General features: G+C 70.0%; 9 protein-coding genes. 3 read left to right on the top strand and 6 right to left on the bottom strand.

The window, feature by feature from the left end; all coding sequences use genetic code 11:
* The first annotated feature begins 11 nt into the window (after positions 1 to 11).
* Positions 12 to 2003, top strand: coding sequence for a CocE/NonD family hydrolase (locus tag ACIA73_RS34585; protein ID WP_399442884.1), 1992 nt, complete (start codon positions 12 to 14; stop codon positions 2001 to 2003).
* Positions 2004 to 2087: 84 nt separating this feature from the next.
* Here the strand turns inward: ACIA73_RS34585 and ACIA73_RS34580 are convergent, their stop codons facing one another.
* Positions 2088 to 2792 (bottom strand): GPP34 family phosphoprotein, encoded by a 705-nt coding sequence (locus tag ACIA73_RS34580; RefSeq protein ID WP_399442883.1) that lies wholly within the window; start codon positions 2790 to 2792, stop codon positions 2088 to 2090.
* 162 nt (positions 2793 to 2954) lie between these two features.
* Complete coding sequence (gene fahA, locus ACIA73_RS34575; protein ID WP_399442882.1) at positions 2955 to 4196, bottom strand: fumarylacetoacetase; 1242 nt, start codon at positions 4194 to 4196, stop codon at positions 2955 to 2957.
* Between the two features lie 183 nt (positions 4197 to 4379).
* Here fahA and ACIA73_RS34570 point away from each other — a divergent pair, with 183 nt between their 5' ends.
* Together ACIA73_RS34570 and ACIA73_RS34565 are read left to right on the top strand one after the other, a co-directional pair.
* On the top strand, positions 4380 to 5648 hold the full coding sequence (locus ACIA73_RS34570; protein WP_399442881.1) for an ATP-grasp domain-containing protein: 1269 nt from the start codon (positions 4380 to 4382) through the stop codon (positions 5646 to 5648).
* Positions 5649 to 5744: 96 nt separating this feature from the next.
* Positions 5745 to 6959 (top strand): FAD-dependent oxidoreductase, encoded by a 1215-nt coding sequence (locus ACIA73_RS34565; RefSeq protein WP_399442880.1) that lies wholly within the window; start codon positions 5745 to 5747, stop codon positions 6957 to 6959.
* An 87-nt stretch (positions 6960 to 7046) separates the two neighbouring features.
* On the opposite strand, the gene recQ is transcribed toward ACIA73_RS34565, so the two are convergent.
* The 4 genes from recQ to nuoL all read right to left on the bottom strand — a co-directional run bounded on the left by recQ (position 7047) and on the right by nuoL (position 14447).
* Positions 7047 to 9104, bottom strand: a complete 2058-nt coding sequence (gene recQ, locus ACIA73_RS34560; RefSeq protein ID WP_399442906.1) for a DNA helicase RecQ — start codon at positions 9102 to 9104, stop codon at positions 7047 to 7049.
* A 206-nt stretch (positions 9105 to 9310) separates the two neighbouring features.
* Positions 9311 to 10975 carry an NADH-quinone oxidoreductase subunit NuoN gene (gene nuoN, locus ACIA73_RS34555; RefSeq protein WP_399442879.1) on the bottom strand — a complete coding sequence of 555 codons (1665 nt, stop codon included), beginning with the start codon at positions 10973 to 10975 and terminating at the stop codon, positions 9311 to 9313.
* On the bottom strand, positions 10972 to 12546 hold the full coding sequence (locus ACIA73_RS34550; RefSeq protein WP_399442878.1) for an NADH-quinone oxidoreductase subunit M: 1575 nt from the start codon (positions 12544 to 12546) through the stop codon (positions 10972 to 10974). The genes nuoN and ACIA73_RS34550 overlap by 4 nt, the downstream gene beginning before the upstream one ends.
* A 5-nt stretch (positions 12547 to 12551) precedes the next feature.
* On the bottom strand, positions 12552 to 14447 hold the full coding sequence (gene nuoL / locus ACIA73_RS34545) for an NADH-quinone oxidoreductase subunit L (protein ID WP_399442877.1): 1896 nt from the start codon (positions 14445 to 14447) through the stop codon (positions 12552 to 12554).
* Positions 14448 to 14458 lie beyond the last annotated feature (11 nt).

Raw genomic sequence — 14458 nt, 5'->3', positions numbered from 1 at the left:
AGGTCACCCACATGATCATTCAGACCGAGTTCCCCTACGAGACGACCTGCGCGGACGTCCGCATTCCGCTCCCCGACGGGACGCTTCTGTACGCCCGGATCTGGCGGCCGGTCACCGAGGAGCCCGTACCGGCGCTGCTCGAATACCTGCCGTACCGGCTGAGCGACTGGACCGCGCCCCGGGACTCCCAGCGTCATCCCTGGTACGCCGGTCACGGCTATGCGTCGGTACGGGTCGATGTGCGCGGGCACGGCAACAGCGAGGGGCTGCCGGGCGACGAGTACGACGCGACCGAGCTGGCGGACGGCGTCGCGGTGGTCAACTGGCTCGCCGAGCAGCCCTGGTGCACCGGCAAGGTCGGCATGTTCGGCATCTCCTGGGGCGGTTTCAACTCGCTCCAGATCGCGGCCCTGGCGCCCGAACCGCTCAAGGCGATCGTCACCGTCTGCTCGGCCGACGACCGCTACGACAACGACGTCCACTACATGGGCGGCTCGATGCTCGCCGTGGACATGCACGCCTGGGCCTCCACCATGCTGGCCTTCGTCTCCCGGCCGCCGGACCCGGCGCAGGTCGGCGACGTCTGGAGGGAGATGTGGCTGAAGCGGCTCGACGCGGTCGACCCCTTCATCCACACCTGGCTCTCCCACCAGACCCGCGACGACTACTGGAAGCACGGCAGCGTCTGCGAGGACTACGCGGCGATCGACGCGGCGGTGCTCGCGGTGGGCGGCTTCCACGACCCGTACCGGGACACGGTGCTGCGGCTGGTCGAGCACCTGGATCCTTCGCGGGTACGGGGGCTGATCGGCCCGTGGTCGCACCAGTACCCGGACCGGGGGCTTCCGCCGGGTCCTGCGATCGGCTTCCTCCAGGAGACGCTGCGGTGGTGGGACCAGCACCTCAAGGATGAGGACACGGGGGTGATGGAGGAGCCGCTGCTCCGCTCCTGGATCAGCGACTCGCACCCGCCCGCGACCACCTACCCGGAGCTGCCCGGCCGCTGGGTCGGCGACACCTCCTGGCCGTCGCCGCAGGTCACACCGGTCTCGTACGCCCTCCAAGGTGCGCCGGTGGTGGTCGACTCGCCGATGCACACGGGGCTGGACGCCGGTCGCTTCTTCCCCTTCGGCAACGACTCGGACCTGCCGCCGGACCAGCGCGACGAGGACGCCAAGTCGGCGGCCTTCGACTTCCCGGTGGTGGACGCGCCCATCGAGATCCTCGGACGGGCGAAGGTCCGGCTGCGGCTGACGATGGACGTCCCGTCCGGGCAGGCCATCGCCCGGGTCTGCGATGTGGCGCCGGACGGGTCGTCGACGCTGGTCACCAGGGGTGTGCTCAACCTCTCCGCCCGCAACGGCCGGGACCGGGCGGACGCGTGGCCGCGGGGCGCGACGGAAGAGGTGGAGTTCGAGCTGAACGGCATCGGGCACACCTTCCCGCCCGGCCACCGCGTCCGGCTGGCGGTCTCCTCGGCGTACTGGCCGTGGATCTGGCCGCAGGCGGACTCGGCGGGCTTCGTCCTGGACCCGGCGGGCTCCTGGCTGGAACTGCCGGTCCGTGCGCACACGGAGGACCCGACGATCACCTTCGAGGAGCCGGAACAGTCGGCTCCGCTGGCCGTGGAGTTTCCCGCCGTCGCCGGTCAGCGCCCGGAACGCCTGGTCGTCCGGGATGTCGCCAAGGGCGAGTGGAAGCTGGAGGTGGACCCCCGCTACGGCGGCACCCGGATCTATCCGGACGGCCTCGAATTCACCGAGGACGCCCTGGAGACGTACACCATCAACGAGCGCGACCCGCAGTCGGCGCACACCCGCTCCGACTGGACGATCCGGCTCCGGCGGCCCGACATGGCCTGGGACGCGGAGATCACCACCCGCTCCGAAATCCACTGCGACACCGCCGACTTCCACACCTACAACGAGGTGACCTGCAAGGACGGCGGCCAGGTGGTCTTCCACAGGGTGTGGGAACGAAAGATTCCGCGGGTGGCGAGCTAGGGCCTCTCGTTTGGTTCATGCTGGGCTCGCGGGAGCAGCACCTCTCACTCCGGCCGGGCCCAGCCCCGTACCCCCTTCGCGAGCTCAGCCCCCGCCGCCGCTCGCCGCCGCCTCGTCGCTGGCGATGATCTTCTCGACGGCCCGGGCGAACCACTCCTCCCGGGCCACCTCCTTCAGTACCCGCTTCACGCCGCGCCCCTCGGGCCCCGGGTACACCTTGCGCAACAGCCCCGTCGCGTAGACGAAGCCCGCCAGGAGCCGGTCCTCTTCCCCGGGGAAGCCGTGCTCGGCCGCCACCAGCACCCGCTCCCGCAGCGCTGCCGTCCAGTGCGCCCCGTCCGCCACCGGGTGCCGCACCACCGGGAAGAGCCCGAGCACCCGCTTCGACTCCCGTCGCAGGATGCCGCGTTCGACCATCAGGTCCAGGTACTGGCCCATCACCTCGCGCCGCGCCTGGCGGAGGTACGACGTGATCCGGATGCCTCCGTGCCGGCCCTTGCCCGGCCCCGGCAGCCCTTCCAGCACCCGTACCGCCACCGGGTCCGCGTCCGGTCCGGACAACAGGGCGGGCGGCGGGATCGGGTTGCGCACCTGCACCCGCCCCCGCTCGCCCTGCTCGACGCACCCGGCCCGCTCCAGCACCGCGAGCACCGTCCCGGCCACCCCGTACTCCAGATAACGCGTATTGATCCGCGCCCCGCCCCGCTCCGGGTGCAACCCCAGCAACAGCAGCTCCTCGGGCAGCAACAGCACCCACGGCAACGACGACCGACGCGGAACCTCGCTCATCTGGACCGACCCCCTCCGGACCGAAGACCACCGGGGCCCCGATGCGGGCCCCGGTTCAGGCTTTCCCCCGGCGGCGCGCTTCAGCCCCTGGGCGCGCCTCCGGGGTGGGCCGCCGGGGTGGGCCGCCGGGCGTGTCCTCAGGGTCAGGACCGGTCTTCGGAGTCAGGACCGCGGCGCGGCCGGGCCCGGCACGATCCGTCCGGTCACCTCGCCGAGACCGACCTTCGTGCCGTCGGGCCCCGGGGCCCAGGCCGTCAGGGTGACCTCGTCGCCGTCCTCCAGGAACGTCCGCTTCCCGCCGGGAAGTTCGAGCGGGTCACGCCCGTTCCAGGTCATCTCGATGAGCGAGCCGCGCTGGCCCGCGTCCGGGCCGCTGATGGTGCCGGACCCGTACAGGTCGCCGGTCCGCAGCGACGCCCCGTTGACCGTCATGTGCGCCAGCATCTGCGCCGCCGACCAGTACATCCCGCCGAAGACCGGCTCCGAGATGACCTCGCCGTTGAGCGTGACGGAGATCCGCAGGTCGAAGCCGCCGGGCTCCTCCTCGTCCGCGTCGTCCAGGTACGCCAGCAGCGGTACGTCGCGGGCGGGCGTCGGGATCCGGGCCGCCTCCAGCGCCTCCAGCGGGGTCACCCACGCGGAGACCGAGGTGGCGAAGGACTTGCCGAGGAAGGGGCCCAGCGGGACGTACTCCCAGGCCTGGATGTCGCGCGCCGACCAGTCGTTGAGCAGCGAGAGACCGAAGACGTGCTCGCGGAAGTCGGCGAGGGGGACCGGAGCGCCCTGCTCCGAGGGCGTACCGACGACGAATCCGACCTCGGTCTCGATGTCGAGACGTACGGCAGGACCGAAGACGGGAGCCGGGTCGGAGGGCGCCTTGCGCTGGCCCGAGGGACGCACCACGTCCGTCCCGGAGACCACCACGGTGCCCGACCGGCCGTGGTAACCGATCGGCAGGTGCTTCCAGTTGGGGGTGAGCGCGTCGCCGTCCGGGCGGAAGATCCTGCCCAGGTTGGTGGCGTGCTCCTCGCTCGCGTAGAAGTCGACATAGTCGGCGACCTCGTACGGAAGGTGCAGGGTGACGGCGGCGAGCGGGTGCAGCAGCGGCTCTATGTCCTCGCGGTGCGCGGGACTGGTGAGCCACGCGGTGAGCGCGCGGCGGACATCGCGCCAGGCGACCCGGCCGGCCGCCATCAGCGGATTCAGCGAGGGCTGGGCAAGGAGCTGGGCGTACGGGGAGCCGAGCGCCAGCGCGGCGGCTCCCGCATCCAGCACATGGTTGCCGATACGGACTCCGACGCGGCGCCCCTCGGGCGCGTGCGCGGTGGAGAAGACGCCGTAGGGCAGGTTGTGCGGGCCGAAGGGGTCGCCTTCGGCCACATCGAGCGGGGACTGCTCGGGCATGGTGCTGCCTCGCTTTCCAGGTCGTTGGAACACACGTTACGTGGGGGACGCTTGACACGGCAGTGGCTAAAGAGTTCGTAATGTCCGGAAAGCCCTTGGTGGAGGCGGGAATTCCGGCTTAGCGTCCTTTGGGGGCACGGACAGGAGGGACCCTCGGTCCGTGGAGGTCCTTAGGGGGGACTTGTGGCGAGGGGCAGCACTCGGGGGCCAGGGGCGGAACCATCCGTTCCGGGGCTGATCGTCAAGTTCGGCAACTATCCACTGCACCACGGCGGGGTCGGTGCGATCCGCAGTCTGGGACGGCTCGGCGTACCCATGTACGCGATCACCGAGGACCGCTGGACTCCGGCGGCGCACTCCCGCCATCTGGAGCGGGCGTACGTCTGGCCGACCACAGGCACCGAGGAACCGGGCCGGCTGGTCGACGGATTACTGCGGGTCGGGCGGCTGATCGGCAGGCCGACCGTACTGATCCCGACCGACGAGGAGGCCGCGGTCCTGATCGCCGAGCACCAGGACGCGCTCGCCGGACCCTTCCTCTTCCCGCGCACCGAGCCCGGGCTGCCCCGACGCCTCGCCAGCAAGCAGGGGCTGCACGAACTGTGCATGGAACACGGGGTGTCGACCCCACAGGCGGCCTTTCCCTCGTCGTACACCGAGGTGGCGGCCTTCGCCGAACAGGCCCGTTTCCCGGTGGTCGCCAAGAACCGGGAGGCCTTCGTACGGCGCCGTCACCCGGCGGTCCGGGGCACCACCCGCATCAACTCACCCGCCGAACTCCTGGCGCTGGCACGGGAATGGGGCGCCGAGCCCGGTGTGATCCTCCAGGAATATCTGCCGCGCGAGGAGGCCGAGGACTGGATCGTGCACGCCTACTTCGATGCGCACAGCGAGCCGCGGGCGATGTTCACCGGGGTGAAGGTGCGGTCCTGGCCGCCGCACGCGGGGATGACGGCGTGCGCCTATGTCGTCGACAATCCGGAACTGGCGGCGCTGGCAGGGCAGTTCGTGAAACGGATCGGGTTCAGCGGGATCGTCGACCTCGATCTGCGGTTCGACCGGCGGGACGGCCAGTACAAGCTGCTCGACTTCAATCCCCGGATGGGCGCCCAGTTCCGGCTCTTCGAGAGCGAGGCGGGTGTGGACGTCGTACGCGCCCAGCATCTGGACCTGACCGGACGCCCGGTCCCGGAGGGGGAGCAGCGGGCCGGTCACCGCTATCTCGTCGAGAACATCGACTTCCCGGCCCTGCTGGCCTACCGCCGGGGCGGCTACACGACCCCGCACGCGCCCAGGCGCGCGGACTCCACCGAGCTGGCGTGGTTCGCGGCGGACGACGTGCGGCCCGCGCTGATGATGCTGGCGCGGATGGTGCGGCCGGGGACCCGGCATCTGTACGAGATGTACGGGACGTGGCGGGAGGGGCGGCGGGGGCCGGGGGGCCTTCCGTAGCCGTGGCCCACGCTTGGTCGTGCTCAGACGGCCACGCTTGGTCATGCTCCGTGGCCCACGCTTGGTCGTGCTCCGTTTCTTGATGATCTCTGTTCGATGGGGAGGGGAACTTCTGTGATTCTGCCGGTGGTTGTCATCGGGGCCGGTCCGTACGGCCTGTCCACCGCCGCCCATCTGCGGGCGCGCGGCATCCCGGTCCGGGTCTTCGGTGACCCGATGGTGAGCTGGCGGGCGCACATGCCCGCCGGGATGCTGCTGAAGTCGACCCCGGTCGCCTCCAACATCGACGCCCCGCAGCCGGGGCACAACCTGGTCGACTTCTGCGCGGAGGCGGGGATCACCCGTTACGAGTCGGACTGGGACCTGATCCGGGTGGAGGACTTCGCCGCCTACGGGCAGTGGTTCGCGGACCGGCTGGTCCCGGAGCTGGAGCAGACACGGGTGGTGTCCGTCGACCGGACGGGGCCGGAGTTCTCGCTGAAGCTGGACTCGGGCGAGCAGTTCCGGGCGCGGGCGGTGGTGGTCGCCACCGGGCTCTCCGGGCTGGCCCGTATCCCGCGCGAGCTGGCGGCGGCGGTCCCGGACGGGCCTTCCGCCACCGGACCCGTTTCGCACGCGGTCCAGCACCGGGACCTGTCGGTCTTCGCGGGCAAGGACGTGCTGGTGGTCGGGGCGGGGCAGTCCGCGCTGGAGAACGCGGTGCTGATGGCGGAGGCGGGAGCCTCTTCGGTACGTATCGTGGCCCGCCGGCGTGGGGCGGTCACCTTCGGGGACGCCCCGGACCGCCAGCCCCGCTTCCGCCCGGAGTCACCCTTCGGCCGCGCCTGGTCCCTCTACGCGCTCTCCTACCAGGCCACCTACGTCCGCCAACTCCCGCCCGCCGCACGGCACTACCTGGTCCGGCGGGTCCTCGGCCCACTGGGGGCGTGGTGGCTGCGCGACCGCTTCACCGGGCGGGTGCGGGTCACCGACGGCCGCCGCATCGAGGCCGCCGGCATCGTCGACGGCCGGCCCACTCTCACGCTCTCCGGCGAGGGTCCCTCCGCCCGGCTCTCGGCCGACCACATCATGGCCGCCACGGGGTACCGCACCGACATCTCCTCGATGCCCTTCCTCGGGGACGGCCTGCGCGCGTCCCTCGCCACCACTCTCGGCGCTCCCGTCCTTGACGCCGGTTACTGCTCCTCCGTCCCCGGGCTCCACTTCACCGGCCTTCCGTCCGCCGCGTCCTTCGGCCCCGTCATGCGCTTCGTCTGCGGCACGGCATACGCGTCGCCCCGGGTCGCGGCATCCCTCGCCAAGAATCAGTAGCCACGGCCCTGGAAGGACGTCCTGGCGGGCCGCACCCTCAGCTTGTTCCTCAAGGTCCCGAAGATCGCTGGATCTTGAGGAACAAGCTCAGTTCTCCGGCGGCGGCTCCATCCCCCAGTCCGGCTCGGGCTCCTCGTCCCAGTCCCACTCGGGCACGGACTCCGCAGCCCGCCCCTGCCCCTGCCCCCGTCCCCTCCCGGCCGGGGACGTCGGGGTGGACGCGGACGGCGACGTCACAGCAGCCGCAGCCTCCGGCGCCGGTGCGGGCGCCGCCACCGACTCGCCCAAGCCCGCCAGTACCTCCAGCACCCCCTCCCCGTACGTGGCCAGCTTCTTCTCGCCCAGTCCCCCGATCCGGCCCAGCTCCTCCATCGAGGACGGTCGCACCGAGGCAATCTCCTGCAACGTCGCATTGTGGAAGATCACGTAGGGCGGCACCCCCTGCTCCTTCGCGAGGGACGTCCGCCACTCCCGCAGCGCCTCGAAGACCGGCACCAGCTCGGCCGGCAGATCCACCGGCGCCGCCTTCGCCTTCCGCTCGCCGCGCGAACCGGAGCCGGATCCCCGGGCCGCCGCGGCCCGCTTCGGTTCCTTTCGGAGGCGGATCTCCCGCTGTCCCCCGAGCACCTCCGCGCTCGCGTCCGTCAGCACCAGGGCCCCGTACTCACCCTCGACGGCCAGCAGGCCCTGGGCCAGCAACTGCCTTACCGCACCCCGCCATTCGGCTTCGGAAAGGTCCTCGCCGATACCGAAGACGGACAGCTGGTCGTGGTCGAACTGAATGACCTTCGCGGTCTTCTTGCCGAGCAGGATGTCGATGATCTGCCCCGCCCCGAACTTCTGCTTCCGCTCCCGCTTCAGCCGCACCACCGTGGACAGCACCTTCTGCGCGGGCACCGTGCCGTCGATGGTCTCGGGCGGGGTGAGACAGGTGTCGCAGTTGCCGCACTTCTCGGCGGCCGGCTCCTGCCCGAAGTAGGCCAGGAGCTGCCCGCGCCGGCACTGGGCCGTCTCGCAGAGCGCCAGCATCGCGTCCAGGTGCGCGGCCGCCCGACGGCGGAACGCCTCGTCACCCTCGCCGCTCTGGATCATCTTGCGCTGCTGGACGACGTCCTGGAGCCCGTACGCCATCCAGGCCGTGGACGGCGCCCCGTCACGCCCCGCGCGGCCGGTCTCCTGGTAGTACCCCTCCACCGATTTCGGCAGATCGAGGTGCGCCACGAACCGCACGTCCGGCTTGTCGATGCCCATGCCGAACGCGATGGTCGCGACGACCACCAGGCCCTCCTCGCGGAGGAACCGTGCCTGGTTGCGCGCGCGGGTCCCGCCGTCGAGCCCCGCGTGGTACGGCACCGCCTCGATGCCCTGACCGCGCAGATACTCCGCCGTCGCGTCGACCGACTTCCGCGACAGGCAGTAGACGATGCCCGCGTCCCCGGCGTGCTCCTCGCGCAGGAAGGCGAGCAGCTGCTTCTTCGGTTCGATCTTGGGGACGATCCGGTACTGGATGTTCGGCCGGTCGAAACTGGCGACGAAGTGCCGGGCGTCCGGCATTCCGAGCCGTGCGGTGATCTCCTCGTGGGTGGCCGCCGTGGCCGTCGCGGTGAGGGCGATGCGCGGCACGTCGGGCCAGCGCTCGCCCAGCACCGAGAGGGTCAGGTAGTCGGGGCGGAAGTCATGGCCCCAGGAGGCCACGCAGTGTGCCTCGTCGATCGCGAAGACGGAGACCTTGCCCCGGCCGAGCAGGTCGAGCGTGGCATCCAGACGGAGCCGCTCGGGCGCCAGATAGAGCAGATCGAGCTCGCCGGCGAGGAACTGCGCCTCCATGGAGCGCCGCTCGTCGAAGTCCTGGGTGGAGTTGATGAACCCGGCCCTCACACCGAGTGCCCGCAGGGCGTCCACCTGGTCCTGCATCAGTGCGATCAGCGGCGAGATCACCACACCCACACCTGGCCTGACCAGCGCGGGGATCTGATAGCAGAGGGACTTTCCGCCACCGGTCGGCATCAGCACGACCGCGTCGCCACCACCGACCACCTGGTCGATGATCTCGCCCTGCTCGCCCCGGAAGGCGTCGTACCCGAAGACCCGGTGCAGCGTCCGCAGCGCCTCGCTCTCCGGTCCCGCCCCCTCGGTCGCCGTCATTACGTCCATACCGCTCGTCACGCTCGTCCCGTCCATCGCGCCGTCCCCCGTAGTGATCCCTGGTCCCCGTACTCGTTTCGCACCCACTACCCACGGTAGAGGCACCCACTGACAACCCGGACCAAAAGCCGCCGCCCGGCGCCCCGGAAAAGGGGTGCCGGGCGGCGGCCGACCACACGTGACAAGGGCGACAGGGCCGGTAGGGCCTACCGGACGAACGTCCCCGCCTGCCCCGCCAGATCCAGGAAGTACTGCGGCGCCACACCGAGCACCAGCGTCACCGCCACTCCCACCCCGATCGCCATCATCGTCAGCGGCGAGGGCACGGCGACCGTAGGGCCGTCCGCCTTCGGTTCGCTGAAGAACATCAGCACGATGACCCGGATGTAGAAGAACGCGGCGATTGCCGAGGACAGCACACCGACCACGACCAGCACGCCGGCGCCGCCCTCCGCAGCCGCCTTGAAGACCGCGAACTTGCCCGAGAACCCGGAGGTCAGCGGGATGCCCGCGAAGGCCAGCAGGAAGACCGCGAAGACGGCGGCGACCAGCGGCGAGCGTCGGCCGAGCCCGGCCCACTTGGACAGGTGCGTCGCCTCGCCGCCCGCGTCGCGCACCAGCGTGACCACGGCGAAGGCGCCGATCGTCACGAAGGAGTAGGCGAGGAGGTAGAAGAGGACGGACGAGATCCCGTCGGGGGTGGCCGCGATGACACCGGCCAGGATGAACCCGCCGTGCGCGATCGAGGAGTACGCCAGGAGCCGCTTGATGTCGGTCTGGGTGATGGCGACGACCGCACCGCCCAGCATCGTGACGATCGCGATGCCCCACATGACCGGCCGCCAGTCCCAGGTGAGACCGGGGAGCACGACGTACAGCAGACGGAGCAGCGCGCCGAAGGCCGCGACCTTCGTCGCCGCCGCCATGAAGCCCGTGACCGGGGTCGGCGCACCCTGGTAGACGTCCGGGGTCCACATGTGGAAGGGGACCGCGCCGACCTTGAAGAGCAGCCCCATCAGGATCATCGCCATGCCGATGAGCAGCAGTGCGTCATTGCCCATGGTGCCGGCGAGCGCCGGGTCGATCTTCTGGGCGGTGCCGTCGACGATGTCGGCGATACGGGCGTACGAGACCGAGCCCGCGTACCCGTAGAGCAGCGCGATGCCGAACAGCAGGAACGCCGAGGAGAACGCGCCGAGCAGGAAGTACTTCACGGCCGCCTCCTGCGACATCAGCCGCTTGCGGCGGGCGACGGCGCACAGGAGGTAGAGCGGGAGGGAGAAGACTTCGAGCGCGATGAAGAGGGTGAGGAGGTCGTTGGCGGCCGGGAAGGCGAGCAGTCCCGCGATCGCGAACATCGCGAGCGGGAAGACCTCGGTGGTGGTGAACCCGGCCTTGACCGCGGCCTTTTCGGCGTCGCTGCCCGGTACGGCCGCGGCGTCCGCGGCGAACGAGTCGCTGTGGTTGCCGTGCTGGACGGGGTCGAGCCGTCGCTCGGCGAAAGTGAAGATCGCGACCAGCGAGGCCAGGAGAATCGTCCCCTGGAGGAAGAGAGCCGGCCCGTCGACCGCGATCGCACCCTCGGCCGCGATGTGCGCCTTGGTGGTGGCGAACCCGCTGGCCGCGAGCCCGACGATCGCCGCGAAGGCCGCGGCGATCGCGACCACCGCAATGAACAACTGGGCGTAATAGCGTCCTTTTCGGGGCACGAACGCTTCCGCGAGTACGCCGATGACCGCCGCACTGACCACGATCAGGATCGGCGCCAGCTGGGTGTACTCGATGGTCGGCGCCTCGAAGGTCTTGCCGGGCACCGCGGGATCGGCCGCCGCCAGATTCATCCACAGGCTGTGGACAGCTGCTGCGCTCACTTCGCGGCCTCCATTTCAGGCTTGGGGTCCTGCTTGTTCACGTCGTGCATGGTGTGGGTGATCGCCGGATTGACGATGTCGGTCAGCGGCTTGGGGTAGACCCCGAGCCCGATCAGCATCACGATCAGCGGAATCACCACCACCAGTTCCCGTGCCTTGAGGTCCGGCATCCCGCTGACCTCGGCCTTCACCGGGCCGGTCATGGTGCGCTGGTAGAGCACCAGCACGTAGAGCGCGGCGAGCACGATGCCGGTGGTGGCGATGATCCCGACCACCGGGTAGGCGGCGAACACCCCGACCAGCACCAGGAACTCGCTGACGAACGGAGCGAGTCCCGGCAGCGAGAGGGTGGCCAGTCCACCGATCAGGAAGGTGCCGGCCAGCACCGGGGCCACCTTCTGCACCCCGCCGTAGTCCGCGATCAGCCGCGACCCGCGCCGGGTGATCAGGAAGCCCGCGACCAGCATCAACGCGGCGGTGGAGATGCCGTGGTTGACCATGTAGAGGGTCGCGCCGGACTGACCCTGGCTGGTCATCGCGAAGATGCCCAGGATGATGAAGCCGAAGTGCGAGATCGAGGCGTACGCGATCAGCCGCTTGATGTCCCGCTGGCCGACGGCGAGCAGCGCCCCGTACACGATGCTGATCAGCGCGAGTACCAGGACGACGGGCGTCGCCCACTGGCTGGCCTCCGGGAAGAGCTGGAGGCAGAAGCGCAGCATCGCGAAGGTGCCGACCTTGTCGACGACCGCGGTGATGAGGACGGCGACCGGTGCGGTCGCCTCGCCCATCGCGTTCGGCAGCCAGGTGTGCAGCGGCCACAGCGGGGCCTTCACCGCGAAGGCGAAGAAGAACCCGAGGAAGAGGAGCCGCTCGATGTTGGTCGACATCTCCAGCGTGCCGGCGGCCCGCATCTCGGCGATCTCCGAGAGCGAGAACGTCCCGGCGACGACGTACAGACCGATCACGGCGGCCAGCATGATGAGCCCGCCGACCAGGTTGTACAGCAGGAACTTGACCGCGGCGTACGACCGTTGGGTGGCCGCCGCCTCGTCCGTGCCCGCGTGCGCCCGGTCGCCGAAGCCGCCGATGAGGAAGTACATCGGGATGAGCATGGCTTCGAAGAAGATGTAGAAGAGGAAGACGTCGGTGGCCTCGAAGGAGAGGATCACCATCGCTTCGACCATCAGGATCAGCGCGAAGAAGCCCTGGGTGGGCCGCCACCGCTTGTTGTCCCTCTTTTCGAGGGGGTCGGCGTCGTTCCAGCCGGCGATGATCACGAACGGGATGAGCAGCGCGGTCAGTGCGACCAGCGCCACCCCGATGCCGTCCACACCGAGTTCGTAGCGGACCCCGAAGTCCTTGATCCAGGCGTGCGACTCGGTCAACTGGTAGCGGTCGCCACCCGGTTCGAACCGTACGACGACGATCGCGGCCAGCACCAGCGTGCCGAGCGAGATCGCCAGCGCCAGCCACTTGGCGAGCGTGCGACGGGCGGCCGGGACGGCGGCGGTGAGGATGGCACCGGCCGCCGGGAGGACCGCCACCGCGGTGAGCAGGGGAAAGGACATCGTGATCAGACCGCCCTCATCAGCAGGGTCGCGGCGATGAGGATCGCCGTACCGCCGAACATCGAGACCGCGTACGAGCGGGCGTAGCCGTTCTGGAGCTTGCGCAGCCGGCCCGAGAGCCCGCCGACCGAGGCGGCGGTGCCGTTGACCACGCCGTCGACCACGCTGTGGTCGAGGTAGACCAGCGAGCGGGTGAGGTGCTCACCGCCACGGACCAGGACCACGTGGTTGAAGTCGTCCTGGAGGAGGTCGCGGCGGGCGGCCCGGGTGAGCAGCGAGCCGCGCGGGGCGACCACGGGGACCGGCTTGCGGCCGTACTGGAACCAGGCGGCGACCACGCCGAGCAGCAGCACCACGATCGTCGCGCCGGTGATGACCGGGATGCTGATCGGCGGGTGCGGGTGCTCGAACTTGGTCACCGGCTCAAGCCAGTTGACGAACCGGTCGCCGATGCTGAAGAGACCACCGGCGAAGACCGACCCGAAGGCGAGCACGATCATGGGGATCGTCATCGACTTGGGCGACTCGTGCGGGTGCGGGTCATTGCCTTCCGCGTCCGGCTGCCAGCGCTTCTCGCCGAAGAAGGTCATCAGCATCACGCGCGTCATGTAGAACGCGGTGAGTCCGGCACCCAGCAGGGTGGCCGCACCCAGGATCCAGCCCTGGACACCGCCCGCCGCGAACGCAGCTTCGATGATCTTGTCCTTGGAGAAGAAGCCGGACAGGCCCGGGAAGCCGATGAGCGCCAGATAGCCGAGACCGAAGGTGACGAAGGTGACCGGCATGTACTTGCGCAGGCCGCCGTACTTCCGCATGTCGACCTCGTCGTTCATGCCGTGCATGACCGAACCGGCGCCGAGGAACAGCCCGGCCTTGAAGAAGCCGTGGGTCACCAGGTGCATGATCGCGAAGGCGTAGCCGATCGGGCCGAGCCCGGCCGCGAGGATCATGTAGCCGATCTGCGACATGGTCGATCCGGCGAGCGCCTTCTTGATGTCGTCCTTGGCACAACCGACGATCGCACCGAAGAGCAGCGTGACCGCACCGACGACGGTGACCACCAACTGGGCGTCGGGGGCGGCGTCGAAGATGGCTCCCGAGCGGACGATCAGGTAGACACCGGCCGTCACCATGGTCGCCGCGTGGATCAGGGCCGAGACCGGGGTCGGGCCCTCCATCGCGTCGCCGAGCCAGGACTGGAGCGGTACCTGCGCCGACTTGCCGCACGCGGCGAGCAGCAGCATCAGGCCGATCGCGGTGAGCTTGCCCTCGCTCGCGCCTTCCGCAGCCCCGAGGACCGGCCCGAAGGCGAAGGTCCCGAAGGTGGTGAACATCAGCATGATCGCGATGGACAGGCCGATGTCGCCGACGCGGTTGACCAGGAACGCCTTCTTGGCAGCGGTCGCCGCGCTGGGCTTGTGCTGCCAGAACCCGATGAGCAGGTACGAGGCGAGGCCGACGCCCTCCCAACCGAAGTAGAGCAGGAGGTAGTTGTCGGCGACGACCAGCAGGAGCATCGCCGCGAGGAAGAGGTTCAGGTAGCCGAAGAAGCGCCGGCGGCGCTCGTCGTGCTCCATGTAACCGATCGAGTAGATGTGGATCAGGGTGCCCACACCGGTGATCAGCAGGACGAAGGTCATCGACAGCTGGTCGAGCTGGAAGGCGATGTCCGCCTGGAAGTCCGCGACCGGGACCCAGCTGAACAGCTTCTGGTGCAGGGCGCGGTCGTCCGCGCCCTTGCCCAGCATGTCGATGAAGAGCACGGCGCCGATGGCGAACGAACCGGCGGCGAGCAGGGTGCCCAGCCAGTGGCCGATCCGGTCCAGCCGGCGTCCGCCGCACAGCAGTACGGCCGCTCCGAGCAGTGGCGCCGCGACAAGCAGCGCGATCAGGTTCTCCACGTTTCTTCCGA

This window comes from Streptomyces sp. NPDC051561 (genome assembly GCF_044454195.1).
Classification (GTDB): Bacteria; Actinomycetota; Actinomycetes; order Streptomycetales; family Streptomycetaceae; genus Streptomyces.
The sequence above is the reverse complement of the archived record's forward strand: the minus strand, read 5'-3'. Positions and strand labels throughout refer to the sequence as shown.